At 62.8% G+C, this 16882-nt stretch carries 17 protein-coding genes; 6 read left to right on the plus strand and 11 right to left on the minus strand.

Translation table 11 applies throughout. From position 1 onward, the window contains the following. The first annotated feature begins 166 nt into the window (after positions 1–166). Entirely contained in the window at positions 167–1327 is a 1161-nt protein-coding gene (locus tag FDM28_RS08295) for a tyrosine-type recombinase/integrase (RefSeq protein WP_206021937.1), read from the plus strand. Next, positions 1327–1569 carry a hypothetical protein gene (locus tag FDM28_RS08300; protein ID WP_138514687.1) on the plus strand — a complete coding sequence of 81 codons (243 nt, stop codon included), beginning with the start codon at positions 1327–1329 and terminating at the stop codon, positions 1567–1569. Before FDM28_RS08295 ends, FDM28_RS08300 begins: the two co-directional genes overlap by 1 nt. 72 nt (positions 1570–1641) lie before the next feature. Here the strand turns inward: FDM28_RS08300 and FDM28_RS08305 are convergent, their stop codons facing one another. From FDM28_RS08305 to FDM28_RS08325, 5 genes are all read right to left on the minus strand, one after another. Next, on the minus strand, positions 1642–2388 hold the full coding sequence (locus FDM28_RS08305; RefSeq protein WP_138514688.1) for a sulfite exporter TauE/SafE family protein: 747 nt from the start codon (positions 2386–2388) through the stop codon (positions 1642–1644). A gap of 59 nt (positions 2389–2447) precedes the next feature. Then, positions 2448–2756: a winged helix-turn-helix domain-containing protein gene (locus FDM28_RS08310; RefSeq protein ID WP_240791950.1), complete on the minus strand. Its 309-nt coding sequence runs from the start codon at positions 2754–2756 to the stop codon at positions 2448–2450. Between the two features lie 196 nt (positions 2757–2952). Then, a complete protein-coding gene (locus tag FDM28_RS08315; protein ID WP_138514690.1) occupies positions 2953–4173 on the minus strand; it encodes a plasmid recombination protein in 1221 nt (406 codons plus the stop codon). Positions 4174–4215: 42 nt separating this feature from the next. After that, positions 4216–4476, minus strand: a complete 261-nt coding sequence (locus tag FDM28_RS08320) for a hypothetical protein (protein WP_138514691.1) — start codon at positions 4474–4476, stop codon at positions 4216–4218. A 145-nt stretch (positions 4477–4621) separates the two neighbouring features. Next, on the minus strand, positions 4622–6115 hold the full coding sequence (locus FDM28_RS08325; protein WP_138514692.1) for a DUF3987 domain-containing protein: 1494 nt from the start codon (positions 6113–6115) through the stop codon (positions 4622–4624). A gap of 762 nt (positions 6116–6877) precedes the next feature. On the opposite strand from FDM28_RS08325, the gene FDM28_RS08330 reads away from it, so the two are divergent. Next, complete coding sequence (locus FDM28_RS08330; protein WP_338110182.1) at positions 6878–7420, plus strand: DUF1345 domain-containing protein; 543 nt, start codon at positions 6878–6880, stop codon at positions 7418–7420. Here the strand turns inward: FDM28_RS08330 and FDM28_RS08335 are convergent. The 3 genes from FDM28_RS08335 to FDM28_RS08345 form a co-directional block, all read right to left on the minus strand. Next, positions 7417–8349 (minus strand): DMT family transporter, encoded by a 933-nt coding sequence (locus FDM28_RS08335; protein WP_138514693.1) that lies wholly within the window; start codon positions 8347–8349, stop codon positions 7417–7419. The two genes, FDM28_RS08330 and FDM28_RS08335, sit on opposite strands and share 4 nt — an antisense overlap. After that, on the minus strand, positions 8350–8844 hold the full coding sequence (locus FDM28_RS08340) for a methylated-DNA--[protein]-cysteine S-methyltransferase (RefSeq protein ID WP_138514694.1): 495 nt from the start codon (positions 8842–8844) through the stop codon (positions 8350–8352). A gap of 67 nt (positions 8845–8911) precedes the next feature. Beyond that, positions 8912–10486, minus strand: coding sequence for a DNA-3-methyladenine glycosylase 2 family protein (locus FDM28_RS08345; RefSeq protein ID WP_138514695.1), 1575 nt, complete (start codon positions 10484–10486; stop codon positions 8912–8914). Positions 10487–10602: 116 nt separating this feature from the next. On the opposite strand from FDM28_RS08345, the gene FDM28_RS08350 reads away from it, so the two are divergent. From FDM28_RS08350 to FDM28_RS08360, 3 genes are read left to right on the plus strand one after another with little or no spacing between them, the layout of a single operon-like run. Continuing rightward, positions 10603–12012, plus strand: a complete 1410-nt coding sequence (locus tag FDM28_RS08350) for a phosphomannomutase/phosphoglucomutase (protein ID WP_138514696.1) — start codon at positions 10603–10605, stop codon at positions 12010–12012. Continuing rightward, positions 12009–13064, plus strand: a complete 1056-nt coding sequence (gene waaC, locus FDM28_RS08355) for a lipopolysaccharide heptosyltransferase I (protein WP_240791951.1) — start codon at positions 12009–12011, stop codon at positions 13062–13064. Before FDM28_RS08350 ends, waaC begins: the two co-directional genes overlap by 4 nt. A gap of 19 nt (positions 13065–13083) precedes the next feature. After that, positions 13084–14442: a 3-deoxy-D-manno-octulosonic acid transferase gene (locus FDM28_RS08360; RefSeq protein ID WP_138514698.1), complete on the plus strand. Its 1359-nt coding sequence runs from the start codon at positions 13084–13086 to the stop codon at positions 14440–14442. A gap of 3 nt (positions 14443–14445) precedes the next feature. On the opposite strand, the gene FDM28_RS08365 is transcribed toward FDM28_RS08360, so the two are convergent. The 3 genes from FDM28_RS08365 to FDM28_RS08375 form a co-directional block, all read right to left on the minus strand. Next, positions 14446–15780, minus strand: coding sequence for a TolC family outer membrane protein (locus FDM28_RS08365; protein WP_138514699.1), 1335 nt, complete (start codon positions 15778–15780; stop codon positions 14446–14448). 65 nt (positions 15781–15845) lie between these two features. Next, positions 15846–16187 carry a rhodanese-like domain-containing protein gene (locus FDM28_RS08370; protein ID WP_138514700.1) on the minus strand — a complete coding sequence of 114 codons (342 nt, stop codon included), beginning with the start codon at positions 16185–16187 and terminating at the stop codon, positions 15846–15848. Positions 16188–16206: 19 nt separating this feature from the next. Beyond that, positions 16207–16860 carry a protein-L-isoaspartate O-methyltransferase family protein gene (locus tag FDM28_RS08375; protein WP_138514701.1) on the minus strand — a complete coding sequence of 218 codons (654 nt, stop codon included), beginning with the start codon at positions 16858–16860 and terminating at the stop codon, positions 16207–16209. Positions 16861–16882 lie beyond the last annotated feature (22 nt).

Genomic DNA, 16882 nt, shown 5'->3' on the forward strand with positions numbered 1-16882 from the left:
TTTTTTGGGGTGGTAGCAGTTTTGGTAGCAAACCATGGCTCTATCACTGCCCATCTACATGCTTGGCAACACCTATGTCGTGCACTTCCGCGTGCAGGGCATACAGATCAAGCGAACCCTACGCACTGCTGATCCCCGCATCGCTACACTGAGAGCCATAAAAATCATGGAGGTAGTGCATATGGCGATCAAGGGAGACAACCCGAACGTGAGCGACTTCGACTTCTCGGGCAAGCTCAGCAAATACAAGCTGAACCCGCAGACGGGTCAAATGGAAACCGATGGCACCAAGGAGGACCATGACAACCTGATGGCTGCCATTGACCGCATAGGGGCCATCTCAGGGGCGTTTCAGAAGACGCCTCAGGCGTCGGCCCCCGCTGCGGGCGGCAACCTCAAACTGCATGAGGTCGAGCTGACGCTGACGCAGTTCTTGGTGAAGTTCCTGTCCATGAAGAAGAAGGTATCGGCGGGGACCAAGACCGACTACGAGGCCACGGTCAAGCAGTTCGATGAATGGGCAGGCAAGCCCATCATGTCGAAGATCGACGGCGACAAGATCACGGCCTACATGGAGTGGCTCTCCGACCGTGGCAACACCGAGAGAACTGTGGACAAGAAGGTGGGCACGCTGCGGGCACTGTTCAACTTCGCCATCAAGCAGAAATACTTTGTGGGCGAGAACCCGGCAGCCGAGCGAAACCTGCTCACACGCAAGCAGAAGAACTCGGGCGGGCTGGCCTTCTTCAAGCTCGAAGACATCAAGCAGATGTATGACTGCGATGCTTTCCGAGAGTTCGCCACCACAGAGCCAGCGTTTCGGTTCATCGCGATTGCAGGGATCATCACGGGTATCCGCGTGTCCGCTCTGGCAGCGTTGAAGGCGAAGGATGTGCGGGTCTCCATGGAGGGTGTGCCCTACATCCGCGTGAAGAGCGACAAGACCGCAGCAGGCACACGCGATGTGCCCATACCGGGACGCCTGCATGCACCGTTGAAAACGTTCCTCAGCGACTCCGGAGGCTTCGGCTTCACCAGCCGTCCAGACGGTAAGGGGTCATCCGACCCCATACGCAAGATGCTCACGCCGCACTTGGAGAGCGTAGGTCTGGGTGATGAAGGTCTGACCTTCCACGGTCTTCGCAAGACCCTCAACAACTTCTTCATTCGTGAGAAGGTGCCCTTCGAGGCACGGTGCCAGTTCATGGGCCATGAGATCGAGCACGTCAATGTGGCCGTCTACTCCGAGCCATACACACTGCAAGAGCTGGCCGCATTGGTGGAGCCGAGTCAGATCAAGCTGCTGGACCTGATCGCGTTTGCCTGATGGAGCCGTGGCAGGCCATCTTTGACGAGTATCCCAGCGGACGGCTGGAATTCGCCGTCATGCGAGGCGAGGACCGGAGCACCCTCGCGGTGCTTTCGGCCATTGATGCCGATGACTTCGAGCTGCTGAACTCTGCCGCCGAGTTTGAGCGACGCATGGCCGATGCACGCCAAGAGGCGGCATTTCGGAACGCATTGAGCGAAGGTGACGATATTTCAACGTTCCTCGACGCAAATCCGTGAAAACCGACCTCACAGAACGGCCTAGGAGACGCGATCAGACCATGGGTAAGGGCTTGGCATGCCCCCAGTCCCTCAACTCGCTGCTGTCAGCATCATCTTTATGCCTGCAATGAGCAGCACCAACGCCAGCAGTCGCTGGATGTTGGGATTGCCCAGCCGTCTGCTGCCGAACTCAGCACCGATGAAGCCCCCAAGCAGGGCGGCAACGGCCCACAGGGGGAGCGAGGAAGGGATGGCGTAGGAATTGGTGAGCACTCCGGCCAGAGCCGCTATTGAGTTGACCAAGATGAACGCCGCTGCAACGCCAGAGACGATCTTGGTGCTGGCCCAACGATAGAAGATGAGTATGGGACTGAGGAAGATGCCGCCGCCAACGCCAGTAAGGCCCGAGAGCAAGCCTAGGGCCGCACCCACTGCAAGCAGGATGGGCGTAGCGACAGAGCGAATCTCGGCAGTTGCGGCTGTCTTTGCTGTCGCAAACGACTTGACCGCCGCGTAGATCAGCAAGACGCCAACCACCGGCTTGTAGATGTGTCCGGGCAGCGTCAGAGTTCCCCCTATGTATGCCATTGGCACCGAAGCAACGGCGAGCGGCCAAAACAGCCGAGCCGAGAAAGCACCTGCACGGTAGAAACGGACCGTTGCGATCATCGCTACCAGCACATTGAGGCCAAGGGCCGACACCTTCATCTGTTCGGGCGGAACTGTCATCAAAGCCATGACCGCCAAGTAGCCGGACGCACCGGCATGGCCGACAGATGCATAGAGCAACGCAGCCAGCAAGATCAAGAATGCAGTGATGATGTCGTGTGCAGACATGGGTCGTCTCCGATATGCTGATTAAAACATATCGGTGCTGCCAGCCCACCGACGCCCTGCTAGGATCGCATCAATGCTTCGAGCTGCTTGGCACCCTCTGCAACAGCGTCTCTGGCTTTCTGGTCCATGTCTTTGTAGACATCGAGCACAGCCCAACCTCTTTCAGTCAAGGCCGCACCGCCGCCACTGCTGCCGCCTTTGGTGAGGGTCACCAATGGGGAAGCAAAACTGTCGTTCATGCTCGTTATCAGTTGCCATGCCGTTCGATAGCTCATGTCGAGGACTCGTGAAGCCTCGCTGAGGGAACCTGTAATGCTGATGATTTCCAACAACGCTGCCTTGCCGGGGCCGATGGCAACACCATGCATGACATGAACTCTCAGGCGAGGTTCGGTGATCGTTTTCCGTCTAGGCATAGCTCGATTATCGAGCCAACCTCTCGATATGCGGGCGGCAGGTGTGGGCCGCAGAAAACTGACCTCATAGAACGGCCTAGGAGACCCGATCAGACCATGGGTAAGGGATAGGCATACCCCCTAATCTCTCGGCGTTTGGTCGAATGCCTCATCTAGGACGCGGACGAGCTGGACTTGATTGCACTTTTGGGGATGGCTGGACGGTAGGCGAGGGAGTCGCCTGACGCTGGCTGCGTTGCTTGATGGGTGCCACCGACGCCATGGCTCGCATGCGATCCCACGCCTGTGTGTCTGCCTGAAGTAGCTCCTTGACGGTCTGACGCCATGCCCGCATGGCTGCCTCGTGTGCCTTGACCTCCTTCTGGTAGGCCGTCTCAATGCCTAGGGCCTCGCCGACCTTCGATGCACCAGCAGCAAGGCCCTCGGGCCGCGTCGGCGGCTTCGGTGCCGCAGGGATGGCGGCTCGTTGTGGCAAGTCCTTGGCCTGCTGGATGGTCCCGTAGAACTGACGCACTTCGGTGTGGTTGGCCTGGCTGCCAGGCTCACCGCGTCGAATGCCCAGATGTTGCAGAGCTTCGGCGAAGCTGGTCTGCAATTCGCGTAGCCGTTCCTTGTCAAATAGGGCCTTGCTGTTGAGCTTCCATGCACCCGCTGCGGTTCGTGTGCGTGGCACCACTAGCAGGTGGGCATGCGGTGTAACTTCGTCATCGGCATGCAGCACCATGGATGCGAGCTGGTCCGGCCAAGTCCGCTTGGCCCATGCCAACGCCGCCGAGGCCCACGCCTTCAATCGCTCCGGTTCATAGACGCCGCCCATGTGCTCCCGACCGGGCCGGAAGTAGCTCGGGCTCGCCGACAGAACTATCTCTCGGCACAGCACCGTGTCGCGGTTCCGTCGCTCCGCACCATTGAGCAGATGTTGGGCCGCTTGGTAAGGCGTCTTGCCTGCGGCGAGGTGCATCACGATAGGCGGCGGTGCGTTGGGATCGGCGTTTGGCGGCGGATTCGTGCGGAGTTGGTGGCCGCTGGCTGCCGCGATGGCAGCCATGGCCTTCGCCTTGCGGCGATCCACCCTCAGCACCGCATACGCGGGTGCTGACGGATGGCCTGCGGTATGTGTCGTAGTCATACCGCAGTGATACCGCGAGCAGCCGAAGATGGCACGCCCGCCCGTCTGAACGTTCGGTCTACTCACTACACCGAGCGAAGCTCGGTTCTGTTCGACCCACCCCCAACCCCGCCCTACGAGGGCGGGGGGCATGTGCCGAGGCTCACGCCTCGGCAGCTCGCCGAGCTGGGAACCATGCCCTGCGTGGCATCGTTCCCAGCATTGGCGGCTCGCAAAAGATGGAGCGGGGTGGAGCTGCATCGCAAGCGATCCAACTCCACCCCGCTCAGTTGGCGGTCGCGGTCAGTGGCGGAAAGGGCGGCTGTCGTGCATAGTGTTGACAGCCCCTTCCGCCTGAGCGGCCTGCACCAAGGCCATTGCGGCCTTGCGTGCGTTGATCAGATCGCGGAGTTGTGCCAAGTGCACCATCAGGGCCTTCCACAGCCGGGTCATGTTGCGGCGTTCATCCGCACTCTTGCGTCCCGGCAGATTGAGGCGGTCGTTCAGCTCCGCTAACGCGTCCAACGCCTCCCGCTGATGCTCAATCAGATCGTCGAGCTGCATGGAGTCAAGATTGACGTGAAGCAGCTCACTCGCTGTAATCATCGGGCTAGGTATCAGTGTGTTGGACATGCAACTCCTCCATGAACTGGAACCAGTCTTGAGCCGGGCGGGCGAGGTGTCAATCTCCGCCCGGCCAATGTTCAGCTCAGTAGGACGAGCGGCCACTGTTGCTTTTTCGGGCTGCGGCCAGCTCAATGTGCGGAGCAAGTGCCGGGTCATCCGCAAGGAATTCGAGCATCTCCTGAGCTTCGGTAGCCTTGCCCACGCCACGCACACCAGCGACCAGATCACGCTTGCTCGTCTTCAAGCCGCTGGCGGCACGACGTTCAACGAACGATTTGGCCTTCTTCGAGATGTCGTTGAAGACAGGCATGTCGTATTGGTCCAGCACCTTGCGAAGATCACGCAGGTTCAGTGCAGCCAAACGGGCGGCATACGTCAAGTCTTCGGCGTGCAACACGTTGTCGGTCTTGCCGGTGATGACGTGGTAGATCAACGCGTATTTGAGGGACCGCCACATGATGCGACGTGAGAAGCTCTCGTCGATGGACTCCGAGCCGCTGCGAGCGACGATCATGTAGAACGCTTCCTCGTAGGCTGCGATGCCCACGTCATCGACGTGATAAACCTTGTGGAACTGCGTGGCGAGGTTCGCGGCCCACTTCTCTTGGATTTGGGGCAACCGTGCCTTGGTGCGATAGATTGGCTTGATGCGACGCTCATCACGCTCAGCAACCACGAACGCGAACCGCTGGGCGAAGCCGTCCACCAAGGACTCGCTCGAAAGATAGTTCTTGATCGTCGCAAATGGTGTCGTGCCGAAGATCGTCAGGGCCGGGTCTTCGACGATGACATCCTCTTCCTTCGTGCGGTGTTCGATGTCGTTGTTGTCGTAGGTGCGGAGCAGGAAGTCTTTGACCTGTGCCATGTGGCTCTGTGTCTCCACGGAGCTGAGGTATTGAGCGAACTCATCGCGGAGCCACAACGAATGGTTGTTGTCTCGCAGGCACTCGACAAACTTGGCCGCTGACGCCGCTTCGGGGAACTGCCGCACGCCCTTGCCGAAAATTTCCTCAATGACGTTCTGCGTGAACGTCTTGCCTGCACCGGATGGTGCGAGTGCAATGGTCCAGATGTCGGGCCGGGTCGTGCGGCCCTCGACCTCGATCTGCACATCTTGCTGCAACAGCATCGCGGCAATGTAGTGAATCACCGTGAAAAACGGCAGCTCTCGCGGGATGTCTGTTCCTTCGTAGAACATGCGGTCCACATCGTCCAAGATGCTGCCGGGAGGGATGCAGGCATCCAGTGTTGGCCACTTGCCGCCAGCGACCACAGACAGCATGGAACGCACCATCGACCGGGTAGGGTCAATGGCTGCCTGAACAAACTTGCCGTGAATGCTGGGTTTGGCGAAAGCCCGCCATAGCGTCTCATTAGGGGCGAGGGTGTTCACGATCAGATCGTCAACCTGCTCTTGCGAATAGACATAGGTGGGCACCGGGGATGCTGCTGCCATCGCCTCTAAGGCTGCACGGCCGTCGCCCGTGGGGGTCTTGATTTCGTAGACCCCAGACACTACCGGCAGGGGTGCCACCGCAGGGGTGGACGACTCAATGGGATTCTCTGTTTTCTTCATATTTGCCTCCTTGTTGTGATGAACTGCTGACAGTTTACGAAAATCGTCAGCAATAGTCAATGAGTTTGCTGACTTTATTTCAAAAACGTCAGCAATCAAGGGGTTTCAAGAGTTTAGTTCCTAGGACGGGTAAACGTCAGCATGTCAGCAAACTAAGTTTTCCTTAATAAAATCAATGACTTACCGTGCTGACAGGCTCGTCAACAGGCGTCAGCAATGTCAGCAGCCACGGCGTCGGAAGTGGTTATGCCCTTGAACCGCGACTCGCTGCTGACCGGCGTAGCCCAACGGCGTCAGCATGTCAGCAAATTGCAATTTCCTTAATGAATTCAATGACTTAGAGTGCTGACGGGCTTGTCAGCAAGCGTCAGCACTGTCAGCACCGTCAGCAGATCGCATGGCTGTGAGACTCGCAGTCGGAGTCTCGTCCAAGTTCCTAACCGCCGCCCATCGTGGTAGCATTTTAGGTATCGGTTTTTTTCGTGTTTTTGTGCTGCCACCCACAGCTGCACAGAGGGAAAACGGGCTTTTTTTCCGGTAGGTCCCGTCCACTCCGCCAAATTACAAAGCCGATGCATGCGAATGCATCGGCTTTTTTGTTGTCTCGCAGTTTGTGCGCATGAACCGCGCATGCACAATCCGAGCATGTTGTTGCAGCGTCTTTCACACACTACCGGACACCAGCGCTTGCTGCTCGGGGCCAGTGTCGGTTTGGTTGCGGCTTTTGTTCCCACTCCGTGGAGCTCAGGTCTTCAGGGATTGATGGCGTGGACTCTGGGAGCGAGCACTTATGTCGTCCTCGCGTGGTGGCTGGCGGTGGTGTTTGACGCACCCCGTACCAAGGCCCGGGCACAGTCGCAAGATCAACCCAGTGCCGTGTGGTTTAGCTTGTTGCTGATGTCGGTATTTGCCAGCGTGGCTGCAATTGCCATGCTGTTGTCCAACAGCCGGGACATGGGGCCTTGGGTGCGGGTGGGGCATGTGGCGGTATCTGCCCTTGCTTTGGTGAGTTCATGGCTGTTGATGCAGTGCATCTTTGCCTTCAGGTACGCCCATTTGTACTACCAGTCAGAGCTGGGGCGGCACCCGGCCGGGGGCGGCCTGCAATTCCCCGGGGTGTTGCCACCGGATTATTTTGATTTTCTATACTACGCCCACGTGGTGGGCATGACGTCCCAGGTGTCGGACGTGGTGGTGACTTCGAGGCCCATGCGCCACCTCACATTGCTGCATAGCCTGGCCGCGTTTGCTTTCAATATGTTGGTGCTGGCCTTGAGCATCAACGTCATGGCCGGCTTGCTCTAGGGCTTGCGCCCCGCGGGTGCTTTTCCCCACGCAATCAAGCCGGTGGAGAGCGAGGTGCCTAGCATGATGATGGCGCCGCATATGCCCATCCACAGGGTCACAGACTCCCCCAAAAGCAGCACCCCGTACAGGATGGCAAACATCGGAATGGCGTAGGTAACCGACAGGGCACGGGAAGGGCCGGTGCGCTCAATCAGGCGAAAGAAAATCACATAGGCCAAACCGGTGCAGACCACGCCGAGCGCGATGACGGCACCCCAGGCCTGCGCAGGCGCTGCCTCTGCAGGCCACGCCCACCAGGTGAGAGGCAGCAGTGCCAGCGATGCGCCCAGCTGGCTGCCGGTCGCGAGCACCAGAGAGGGCACACCGGGCAGAAAGCGCCGGGTGAAGCTGGCAGACAGCCCATAGAAGAAGCAGGCTGTCAGACAAGCCAGAATGGCCTGCCAGCCGCTGGCACCCTCTGCATGGCCGCCGCCGGTGTCGCGAAACAAAGCGAGCAAGGCCACGCCCGCAAAGCCGATGACCAGGCCCAACACCCGTGAGCCCTGCAATTTGTCACCCAGCCACCACCAGGCAATGGCCGCACCAAACAGCGGGACGGTGGCATTGATGAGCGCGGACAAACCGGTGGAGATAGAAAGCAGGGCCCAGGACAGGCAGGCAAAAGGAATGGCGGAGTTCAGCACGCCCACGGTAAAGCTGAGCTTCCAGTGCTGGCGCAAGGCGGGGAGCTGACCGCGTACCGCCAGCAGGGGCAGCAAAAACAGACTGGCAATCATCACCCGCAGCCCGGCCGTGGGCAGGGCACCAAAGGCTTTGCCGCTGGTGCGCATGAACAAGAAGGAGGCACCCCAGATGGCGGCCAATACGATGAAGTCGATCACCCAGGTACGCGGGGCGGAGGCGGGGGCTGATGTGGAGGTGCTCACTCAGTGCTTTCGTGTTTCAAGTTCCAGAAGGGCGACTTTGCGGTGCAGGCTACCGGCGTAGCCGGTGAGTGCGCCATTGCTGCCAATGATGCGGTGGCAGGGCACGATCACGGTGACCGGGTTGCGGCCCACGGCTCCGGCCACCGCGCGCACTGCGCTGGGCTTGCCCACGCGGGTGCTCAATGCCCCGTAGCTGATGGTAAGGCCATGGGGCACACCCAACAGGGCGCGCCACACGGATTGTTGAAATTCGGTGCCGCTGGAGAGGTCCAGTGGCACATCAAACTCGGCCAATTCGCCGGCGAAATACGCATCCAGCTGGCGTTGCGCCACAGTGGCAATGGGATGCACGGCATGGTGGTGACGGGAAAAGTCGGGTTGGTGCTTTTGCCCGTCGAACCAGATGCCGAGGAGTCCGGCATCGTGCGCGGCGAACACCAGATCGCCCCAGGGGCTGTGGCCTCGGGAGATGGTGGCAGACAGAGGGATTTTCATAAAACAGGCCTTTGGTGCTTGAAATTGGTGCGCGAGTAGCTATGAATTTAATAGCATGAGGAAGTGTTTATTTAGCGCTGTGCCAGGCCCGCACTGTGGCGTAGGCCCGCCACGGGCGCCACGTCTGTGAGCGTGCCTCGGCTGCACGGGCGGGGTGGGGCGCGTCGCGCACACCGAGCACTTGCTGCACCACCACGTCCCCGGCGGGAAAGGCGTCTGGCCAACGCAAGGCCCGCATGGCAATGTAATGTGCGGTCCACGGGCCGACGCCCGGCAGTGCCAGCAGCCCTTGCAGGGTGGCCTCTACCGGGGCGCCCGGGTGCAAGGCCAATGTGCCGCTGTCTACGGCGCGTGCCAGTGCAATCAGGGCCTGTTGCCGGGATTTGACAATGCCCATGGCACCCAGCGCGTCCGGCGGGATGCGGGCTACAGTGGCAGCATCCGGAAAACATAGCTGCAGTCCGGGCCATGCGGACTCCAGGGGGGCTCCCCAAGGCTCCAGCAGGCGCTGGGTCAGGGTGCGTGCGGCTTGCACGGTGATTTGCTGACCCAGAATGGCGCGCACGCCCAACTCAAAACCATCCAGGCTGCCGGGAACCCGCACACCGATGGCCTCGGGGAAGTCCGCGGCCAGCAAAGGCTCCAGGTACGTCGGGTCGGCATCCAAGTCCAACCAAGCGCGCATGCGCGCCAGCACGCCGGGCAGGGCCGGGGCCAGCGCTGCGCTGATGTGTAACTCCACCCGGTGGTGTGCCGGTTGCCAGCGGGCTGCTACCACCCCGCGTAAGGTGCTGCCGCGGTGGCGCAGCGCCAGGGTGCGGGCCATGGTGCCGGCGGCAGGGTCCACCAGTTCCAGCCCGGCAAGTGCCCGCTGCTGAAAAAACCGGAGCAGGCTGTGGTGGTCCAGCGGCGGGCGGTAGGCCGCGTGCAGGGTGAATCCGCTTTGGGGCTCGCCGGCCGCGTGGGCGGCCTGTACCGCGCTGCCTGCCGCCTGCTTGCGCAAGGCCGTGGGCTGGAGCCGGTAATGCGCCAGAAACGCGGTGTGAAAACGACGCTGGCTGGCATAGCCACTGAGCTGGGCAATCTCGGCAACCGGGAGCGTGGTGTCGGTGAGCAATTGCTTGGCATGCAGCAGGCGGCGGGTTTGCAGGTATTGCAAGGGCGAGACGCCCCAGTGCGCATCAAAAATACGGCGCAAATGCCGATCGCTGATGCCCATGCGCTGCGCCACGCCGGCCGCGCTGATGGGCTCGTCGCTCCAGGCGGCGGCCGTGTCCATCAACTCGGCGGCTTGCAGCGCCAGCAGGCTGCTGGCGTCTTGGGTGGTCCAGGCGTGGGGGCTGTGCCAGCGGTTGGCACCCGGAGCCAGCTCGGGTCGGCAACGCAGGCAGGGCCGGAAGCCGGCCGCCTCGGCCTGCGCCGCGCGGTCGAAAAACCGGCAGTTCTCCGGCTTGGGTGTGCGGACCCGGCAGACGGGGCGGCAATAGATGCCGGTGCTGGTCACGCCGGTGAAAAACCGGCCGTCAAACCGCGCATCCCGCGCCTTCAGAGCAAGGTAGCGGCCGGCATCGTCCACCGCCAGGGAGTCGTGTGGACCGGTGGCAGGCGCTGGGGCGGGCGGGTGCGTGGCGTGGCGGGGCATGGGACGGATGATACGCAGCGCCTGCGCCCGGAGTAGCCGTTTCCGGACATGTGGCTGCCGCCTACAATCCTGCCCACCCGCCCTCTGGCGGAACCGGCCCTTACCCGCTCAGCTGCATGCACCTGTCCCCCCGAATTTTCAAAGCCTACGACATCCGCGGCACCGTGCCCTCCACGTTGACGCCGGCGGTGGCGCACCTGCTGGGCCGTGCATTTGCGGCGCTGGTGCACGAGCAGGGCGGTGAGGCCGTGGCCGTGGGCCGCGATGGGCGACTGAGCAGCCCCGCCTTGGCAGAGGCACTCATGCAAGGCTTGTCGGTGGCGGGTGTGCAGGTGATTGACATCGGCCAAACCACCACGCCCCAGCTGTACTTTGCGACCCATACCCTGTGCCCGCACGGTATCCAGGTCACGGGCAGTCACAACCCCAAAGACGACAACGGCTTCAAGATGGTGCTGCACCGCCAGGCTTTGTATGGCGATGCGGTGCAGGACTTGCGCTTGCGCATGGAGGCGCTGCTGGCGCGACCGGACGATGCGGTGTCTGCGGATGAGGCATGGCCGGCACAGCCGGTGCAGCGCGTCGATGTGCTGCCCGCCTACCGCGAGCGCATAGTCCAAGACATTCAACTGGCCCGCTCCATGAAGGTGGTGGTGGACAGCGGCAATGGCGTGGCCGGTGCCAGCGCACCGGCGGTGCTGCGCGCCGTAGGCTGCGAGGTGCAAGAGCTGCACAGCGCGGTGGACGGGCATTTCCCTCATCATCACCCCGACCCCAGTCGCCCTGAAAACTTGGCTGACCTGGTGCGCGCCCTGCGTGAGGGCGATGCCGAACTGGGCCTGGCCTGGGACGGCGATGGCGACCGCGTGGCCCTCGTCACCCGCGATGGCCGCACCATCCATACCGACCGGCAACTCATGCTGCTGGCGCCCGATGTGCTAACGCGCCACCCCGGTGCAGCCGTGGTGTTCGATGCCAAATGCAGCCAAGGCTTGGCGCCCGTGATTGAGGCTGCCGGTGGCGTGCCGGTGATGGACCGCACCGGTCACTCCCTGATCAAAGCCAAGATGCGCGCCTTGAATTCGCCCCTGGGCGGCGAAATCAGTGGTCATGTGTTTTTTGGCGACCGCTGGTTCGGTTTTGACGATGGCACGTATGCCGCCTGCCGCCTGCTGGAAGTGCTGAGCCGCAGTGCGGACGCCAACGCCGTGCTGCACGCGCTGCCCGACAGCTACATCACCCCCGAGCTGCACATTGCCTGCCAGGAGGGCGAGGCGCATGCGCTGGTGGCGCAGTTGCTGGCGAATTTGACCTTGGATGCGGATGCCCGCCCCAACACCGTGGACGGTCTGCGCGTGGACTGGCCCGATGGCTTCGGCCTGCTGCGCGCCTCCAACACCACACCGGTGCTGGTAATGCGCTGCGAGGGGCGCACGCCCGAAGCGCTGGCCCGCATTCAGGCCCTGCTGATGGGATGGGTGCGACGCATCCAGCCCGACGCCGCACTCATGGAGGCGGCCCATTGAAAGCGCCCCAAAAGATTTTGATCGTCAAGCTCTCGTCCTTGGGAGACGTGGTGCACACCATGCCGGCGGTGCAAGACCTGCGCGCTGCTTTTCCGAAAGCCCGCATCGACTGGGTGGTAGAGCGCGGCTTTGCGCCACTGGTGGCGCGCTGCGAGGGCGTGTCGCGGGTCATCCCTTGCGAACTCCGTGCCTGGAGCAAAAAGCCATTCGCCGCGGCTACCCGTGCCGCCTGGCGCAGCTTCAAGGCCGACCTGCAGCAAGACGACTATGACGCGGTGATCGACCTGCAAGGCCTGAGCAAATCCGCGCTGGTAGCGTGGCTGGCTCGTACTACGCCCGAGGGGCGCCGCTACGCCATGGCCAACCAGACCGAAGGCTCGGGCTACGAGGCGCCGACTCGCTGGGTGGCAGATACGGCCATTGCGCTGGAGCCCCATGTGCATGCCGTACAGCGCGGCCGCTTGCTGTGTGCAAAAGCGCTGGGCTATACGCCCGCGGATGCGCTGCGCTTCGGGTTGGTGGGCCAGGCTCGCGCCTTGAGCGCGCCGCTGCCCAAGCACCTGGGCCATGCCGACAACCCCTTTGTGCCCCGCAAGCCGCTGGTGGCGCTGGTGCATGGCACCTCACGGGCTGACAAAGAGTGGCCGCTGGAGCACTGGATTGCGCTGGGCCGCCGATTGAACGATGCCGGCTTCAGCGTGGCCTTGCCCCATGCCGGCGCCCGCGAGCTGGCCACCAGCCAGGCGATTGCCGCCGGGGTCGACGAGGCCTGGGTGCTGCCTGCCGTGGGGCTGGACGTGCTCACTGACACCTTGGCCCACTGCGCCGGCGTGGTGGGCGTGGACAGTGGCGTGAGCCACATTGCGGTGGCGCTGGACTTGCCCCATGTGCAAATCTACAACTTTGACACCGCCTGGCGCACTGGCCCGGCGGCGCTGGACGCACGCGGCAAGCCCGCGCGGCAATGCAGCGTGGTCGCACAACCGTGCCCGGATGTGGAGTCCGTGTGGTCCGCCTGGGAGGCGCTGGCCACCCCGGTGCTGAGCCGCTGAATCTGCCTGTGACCCCCCCATGTTGATGCGCGCCCTCTATTCCCTGCTGACCTACGCTGCCCAGCCTTTGGTGCGGCGCAAACTGCTGCGCCGTGCGCAGGCCGAGCCCTTGTATGGTGAGTGGATCCCGCAGCGCTTTGGCTACTACGACCCTGCTGTGGAGGGGCTGCCCCGGCCAGCAGAGGGCGCGCAGCGCCCGCCCGTGGTCTGGCTGCACGCGGTGTCGCTGGGGGAAACCCGCGCCGCTACCGTGCTGCTGGCGCGGCTGCGCGACACCCTGCCTGGCATGCGCCTGGTGCTGACCCACGGCACGGCGACCGGGCGCGAGGCCGGCAAAGCTTTGCTGCAGCCCGGCGATGTGCAGGTCTGGCAGCCGTGGGACACGCCTGCGGCAGTAGGGCGTTTTCTCGCCCGTTTTCAGCCCGATGTGGGCCTGCTCATGGAAACCGAGGTCTGGCCCAATCTGGTGGCCGGCTGTGCGCAGCGCGGTGTGCCCCTGTGCCTGGTCAATGCCCGCATGAGTGACAAAACCTACCAACAGTCTTTGCGCCTGCGCTGGCTGGCTGGCCCCGCGTATCGCGGCTTGTACGCGGTGTGGGCGCAGAGCGAAGCAGATGCCCAACGTCTGCGTGAGCTGGGTGCGCCAGTGCGGGGCGTGTTGGGCAATTTCAAGTTTGATGCCACGCCGGATGCCGCCTTGCTGGCGCAAGGTCGCGCCTGGCGCGCGAGTGCGGGGCGCCCGGTGCTGATGTTTGCCAGTTCGCGGGAAGGCGAAGAGCAGATGCTGCTCGACGTTTTGAAGCAAAAATGGCCTCTAGCGCACGCAGTGTCTGCGCAAGCAGCTCCTGAAACCATAGCAAGTGTTTCGCAGGGCGGGGCGTCCTTGCCATTCCAGTTGCTGGTGGTGCCGCGCCATCCCCAGCGCTTTGCGGAGGTGGCGCAGCTGTTTGTCGATGCCGACTATGCAGTGAGCCGGCGCAGCCAGTGGGGCGAGGTGCCGCAGACGGCTGATGTGTGGGTGGGCGACTCGCTGGGCGAAATGGCGCTGTATTTCGGCATCGCCCATGCCGCTTTGCTGGGGGGCAGTTTTGCGCCCCTGGGCGGGCAAAACCTGATTGAAGCGGCCGCGTGCGGCGTGCCGGTGTTCATGGGGCCGCACCTTTTCAATTTTGCAGAAGCCTCCACGCTGGCGGCAGAGGCTGGTGCCGCGCTGCGGTGCGCAGACCTGGCCCACGCCGTGACCGAGGCGGTGGCCCTAGCCGCAGACCCCACACGCTTGCAAGCCATGCAGGACGCGGCTTGGGGCCTGGGCGCCGCGCACCGGGGCGCTGCAATGAAAACGGCCACCGAAGTGGCCGCTGTGATTCACAAGCAGTAATTTTCAGGGCACCAGCTGGTTGTTGATGGGTGCCAGGTCTTCTGCCTTGAGCGTGCCGGCCGCTTGCTTGAGCTTCAAGCCGCCCACCAGCACGTCGTAGCGCGCCTTGGCCAGGCTGGCTTTGGTGCTGTAGAGCTGGCTCTGGCTGTTGAGCACATCGATGTTGATGCGCACACCCACCTGGTAGCCCAGTTTGTTGGCGTCCAGCGCGCTTTGGCTGGAGGCTTCGGCGGCTTCAAAAGCCTTCACCTGCGCCTGCCCGCTTTGCACGCCGAAGAAGGCGGTGCGGGTGCCTTGGGCGATGGTGCGGCGGCTGGCTTCCAGATCGGTGCGGGCCTTGTCTTCCAGCGCCAGGGTTTCCTTGATGCGGTTCTGGGTGGCAAAGCCGGCAAACAGGGGCAGGTTGAAGCTCACGCCCACGGTGGCCACATTCACCCTGCTGTCGCCGATGGCGGTGGAGGTACCGTTGTTGTTTACCGCAGAGTAGCTACCCGTCAAGTCCAGCGTGGGCTTGTGGCCGGCTTCGGCCTTGGCGGTTTCGAGCTTGGCCACGTCCAGCGCAACCTTGAGTTGGGCCAGGCCGGGGTGCTGGGCTTCTGACTGTTGCACCCATGCTTCGGGGTCGGCGGGCTCAATGGGTGCCAGCACCACCGGTGCTGCCAGCGGTTTGGGGCTTGCATTGCTCACGCCCACCAGTTGGGTCAGCGCGAGGGTTTTGACGCGCAGGTCGTTTTCAGCGGCCAGCTCTTGGGCGACCACCAGGTCAAAACGCGCCTGGGCTTCGCGGGTGTCGGTGATGGTGGAGGTGCCGACCTCGAAGTTGCGTTTGGCGGAGGCCAGTTGCTCGGCCACAGCGGCTTTTTGCGCCTTTACGAAGGTGAGGCTGTCCGAGGAGGCCAGCACATCGAAGTAGGCCTGGCTGACGCGCACGATCAGGTCTTGCTCAGCCACTTGCAACTGGGCTTTCGCGGCTTCAACGCTCTTCATGCCTTGTTCATAGCTCGCTGCGTTGACCGGGCGGTACAGCGGTTGCGATGCGCTGATGGTGGCGGTCTGGGCGCCATAGCTGCGGTCCGGGTTGGGCAGGATCTCCTGGTTGGAGCGGCTGGCCCCCAGCGCAAAGTTGGCGGTGGGCAGCAACAAGGCCTTGGCTTGCTCGGCCTTGGCCAGGTTGGCATCAAACAGGCTCTTGGCCGACTGGTAGCTCGCATCAAACCCGCGGGCGGCGGTGTACAGGTCTTGCAGGCTTTGGGCGCCCGCATGGGGGGCCACCAGGGCGCCGGCCAGGGCCAGTGCCAGGGGCAACAAGGGCAGTCGTAAAGAGGTAGTGCGGTGCATGGAGTGCTTTCTCAGTCGAAATGTCAATAAAACAAAGGGGGTGTTGCGTGCGTTTGCCGTGGGCCTCAATAGCGGGCGATTGCAGGGTCTCTGTCCAGGGACCAGGCATCGATACCGCGGGCGATGTTGGCCAGGTCTTCAAAGCCCCGGCTCTGCAAAAACAGTGCGACCTGCATGCTGCGCGCACCGTGGTGGCACAGGCAGGCGATGGGCCGGTCGGCAGGCAATTCGTGGATACGCACCGGAATCACCCCCATGGGAATGCTGAGCACCTCCAATCCGTCCGGCGCCACGCTGGCCAAGGCCAGTTCGTGGGGCTCGCGCACATCCAGCACCAGAGGCTGGCCATGGCCTTCCACGCTGGCGTACCAGGCTTCTAGGTCGGTGGGACGGATTTGACTGATCATGCCAATTGCACAGGGAGGTTTAAAACTGGAAACGCTCAGGCTCTGCAAAGCCCTGCAGGCGCTGCACCACGGTTTCCCAGGTGGCGCTGGTGCGGAAATCGGTAGCGCTGGTGCGGGTGACGATGGTGCATTGCATGACCGGGTCATCTCCCACGATGGCCGCCAGACGGCCGCCCACATTCAGGCGCTGCAGCAGGTCTTGCGGAATCTGGCCCACAGAGCCGCTGAGCAGGATCACGTCGAAGTTGCCTTCTGCGGCGGCCAGCTTGGAGCCATCGGCTTCGCGCACGGTGACGTTGGTCAGGCCGGCTTGTGCGAGGTTGCTGCGGGCAAAAGCGGCGAGTTCGGGCACGATTTCCAGGGTCAGCACCTGGCGGGCACGGTGGGCTAGCAGGGCGGCCATGAAGCCGGAGCCGGCACCGATTTCCAGCACGGTCTCGTGGGACTGCACTGCCACGTCTTGCAGCAGGCGGGCTTCCAGGCGGGGGGCGAGCATGCACTGGCCGGCGGGCAGGGGGATTTCGAGGTCGGCAAACGCCAGAGCCTTGTGGGCGGCGGGCACAAACTCCTCGCGGTGCACGTTGTCCAGCAATTCCAGGACTTGGAGGTCGAGCACATTCCACGGGCGGATTTGTTGCTCGATCATGTTGAAACGGGCTTGATTCGGATGCATGGCGAAGTTTCCTTGGGTCACG

This window comes from Rhodoferax bucti, assembly GCF_005876985.1.
Lineage (GTDB): Bacteria > Pseudomonadota > Gammaproteobacteria > Burkholderiales > Burkholderiaceae_C > Allorhodoferax > Allorhodoferax bucti.

Bases quoted from the DNA above. Each gene is read 5' to 3' on its own strand.
- FDM28_RS08330 (WP_338110182.1), top strand. From the start codon at position 6,878: ATGGCGTGGACTCTGGGAGCGAGCACTTATGTCGTCCTCGCGTGGTGG.
- FDM28_RS08360 (WP_138514698.1), top strand. From the start codon at position 13,084: ATGTTGATGCGCGCCCTCTATTCCCTGCTGACCTACGCTGCCCAGCCT.
- FDM28_RS08325 (WP_138514692.1), bottom strand. From the start codon at position 6,115: ATGAAGAAAACAGAGAATCCCATTGAGTCGTCCACCCCTGCGGTGGCA.
- FDM28_RS08345 (WP_138514695.1), bottom strand. From the start codon at position 10,486: ATGCCCCGCCACGCCACGCACCCGCCCGCCCCAGCGCCTGCCACCGGT.
- FDM28_RS08350 (WP_138514696.1), top strand. From the start codon at position 10,603: ATGCACCTGTCCCCCCGAATTTTCAAAGCCTACGACATCCGCGGCACC.
- FDM28_RS08305 (WP_138514688.1), bottom strand. From the start codon at position 2,388: ATGTCTGCACACGACATCATCACTGCATTCTTGATCTTGCTGGCTGCG.
- FDM28_RS08365 (WP_138514699.1), bottom strand. From the start codon at position 15,780: ATGCACCGCACTACCTCTTTACGACTGCCCTTGTTGCCCCTGGCACTG.
- FDM28_RS08375 (WP_138514701.1), bottom strand. From the start codon at position 16,860: ATGCATCCGAATCAAGCCCGTTTCAACATGATCGAGCAACAAATCCGC.
- FDM28_RS08340 (WP_138514694.1), bottom strand. From the start codon at position 8,844: ATGAAAATCCCTCTGTCTGCCACCATCTCCCGAGGCCACAGCCCCTGG.
- FDM28_RS08300 (WP_138514687.1), top strand. From the start codon at position 1,327: ATGGAGCCGTGGCAGGCCATCTTTGACGAGTATCCCAGCGGACGGCTG.
- FDM28_RS08320 (WP_138514691.1), bottom strand. From the start codon at position 4,476: ATGCAGCTCGACGATCTGATTGAGCATCAGCGGGAGGCGTTGGACGCG.
- FDM28_RS08315 (WP_138514690.1), bottom strand. From the start codon at position 4,173: ATGCAGCTCCACCCCGCTCCATCTTTTGCGAGCCGCCAATGCTGGGAA.
- FDM28_RS08310 (WP_240791950.1), bottom strand. From the start codon at position 2,756: ATGCATGGTGTTGCCATCGGCCCCGGCAAGGCAGCGTTGTTGGAAATC.
- FDM28_RS08370 (WP_138514700.1), bottom strand. From the start codon at position 16,187: ATGATCAGTCAAATCCGTCCCACCGACCTAGAAGCCTGGTACGCCAGC.
- FDM28_RS08295 (WP_206021937.1), top strand. From the start codon at position 167: ATGGAGGTAGTGCATATGGCGATCAAGGGAGACAACCCGAACGTGAGC.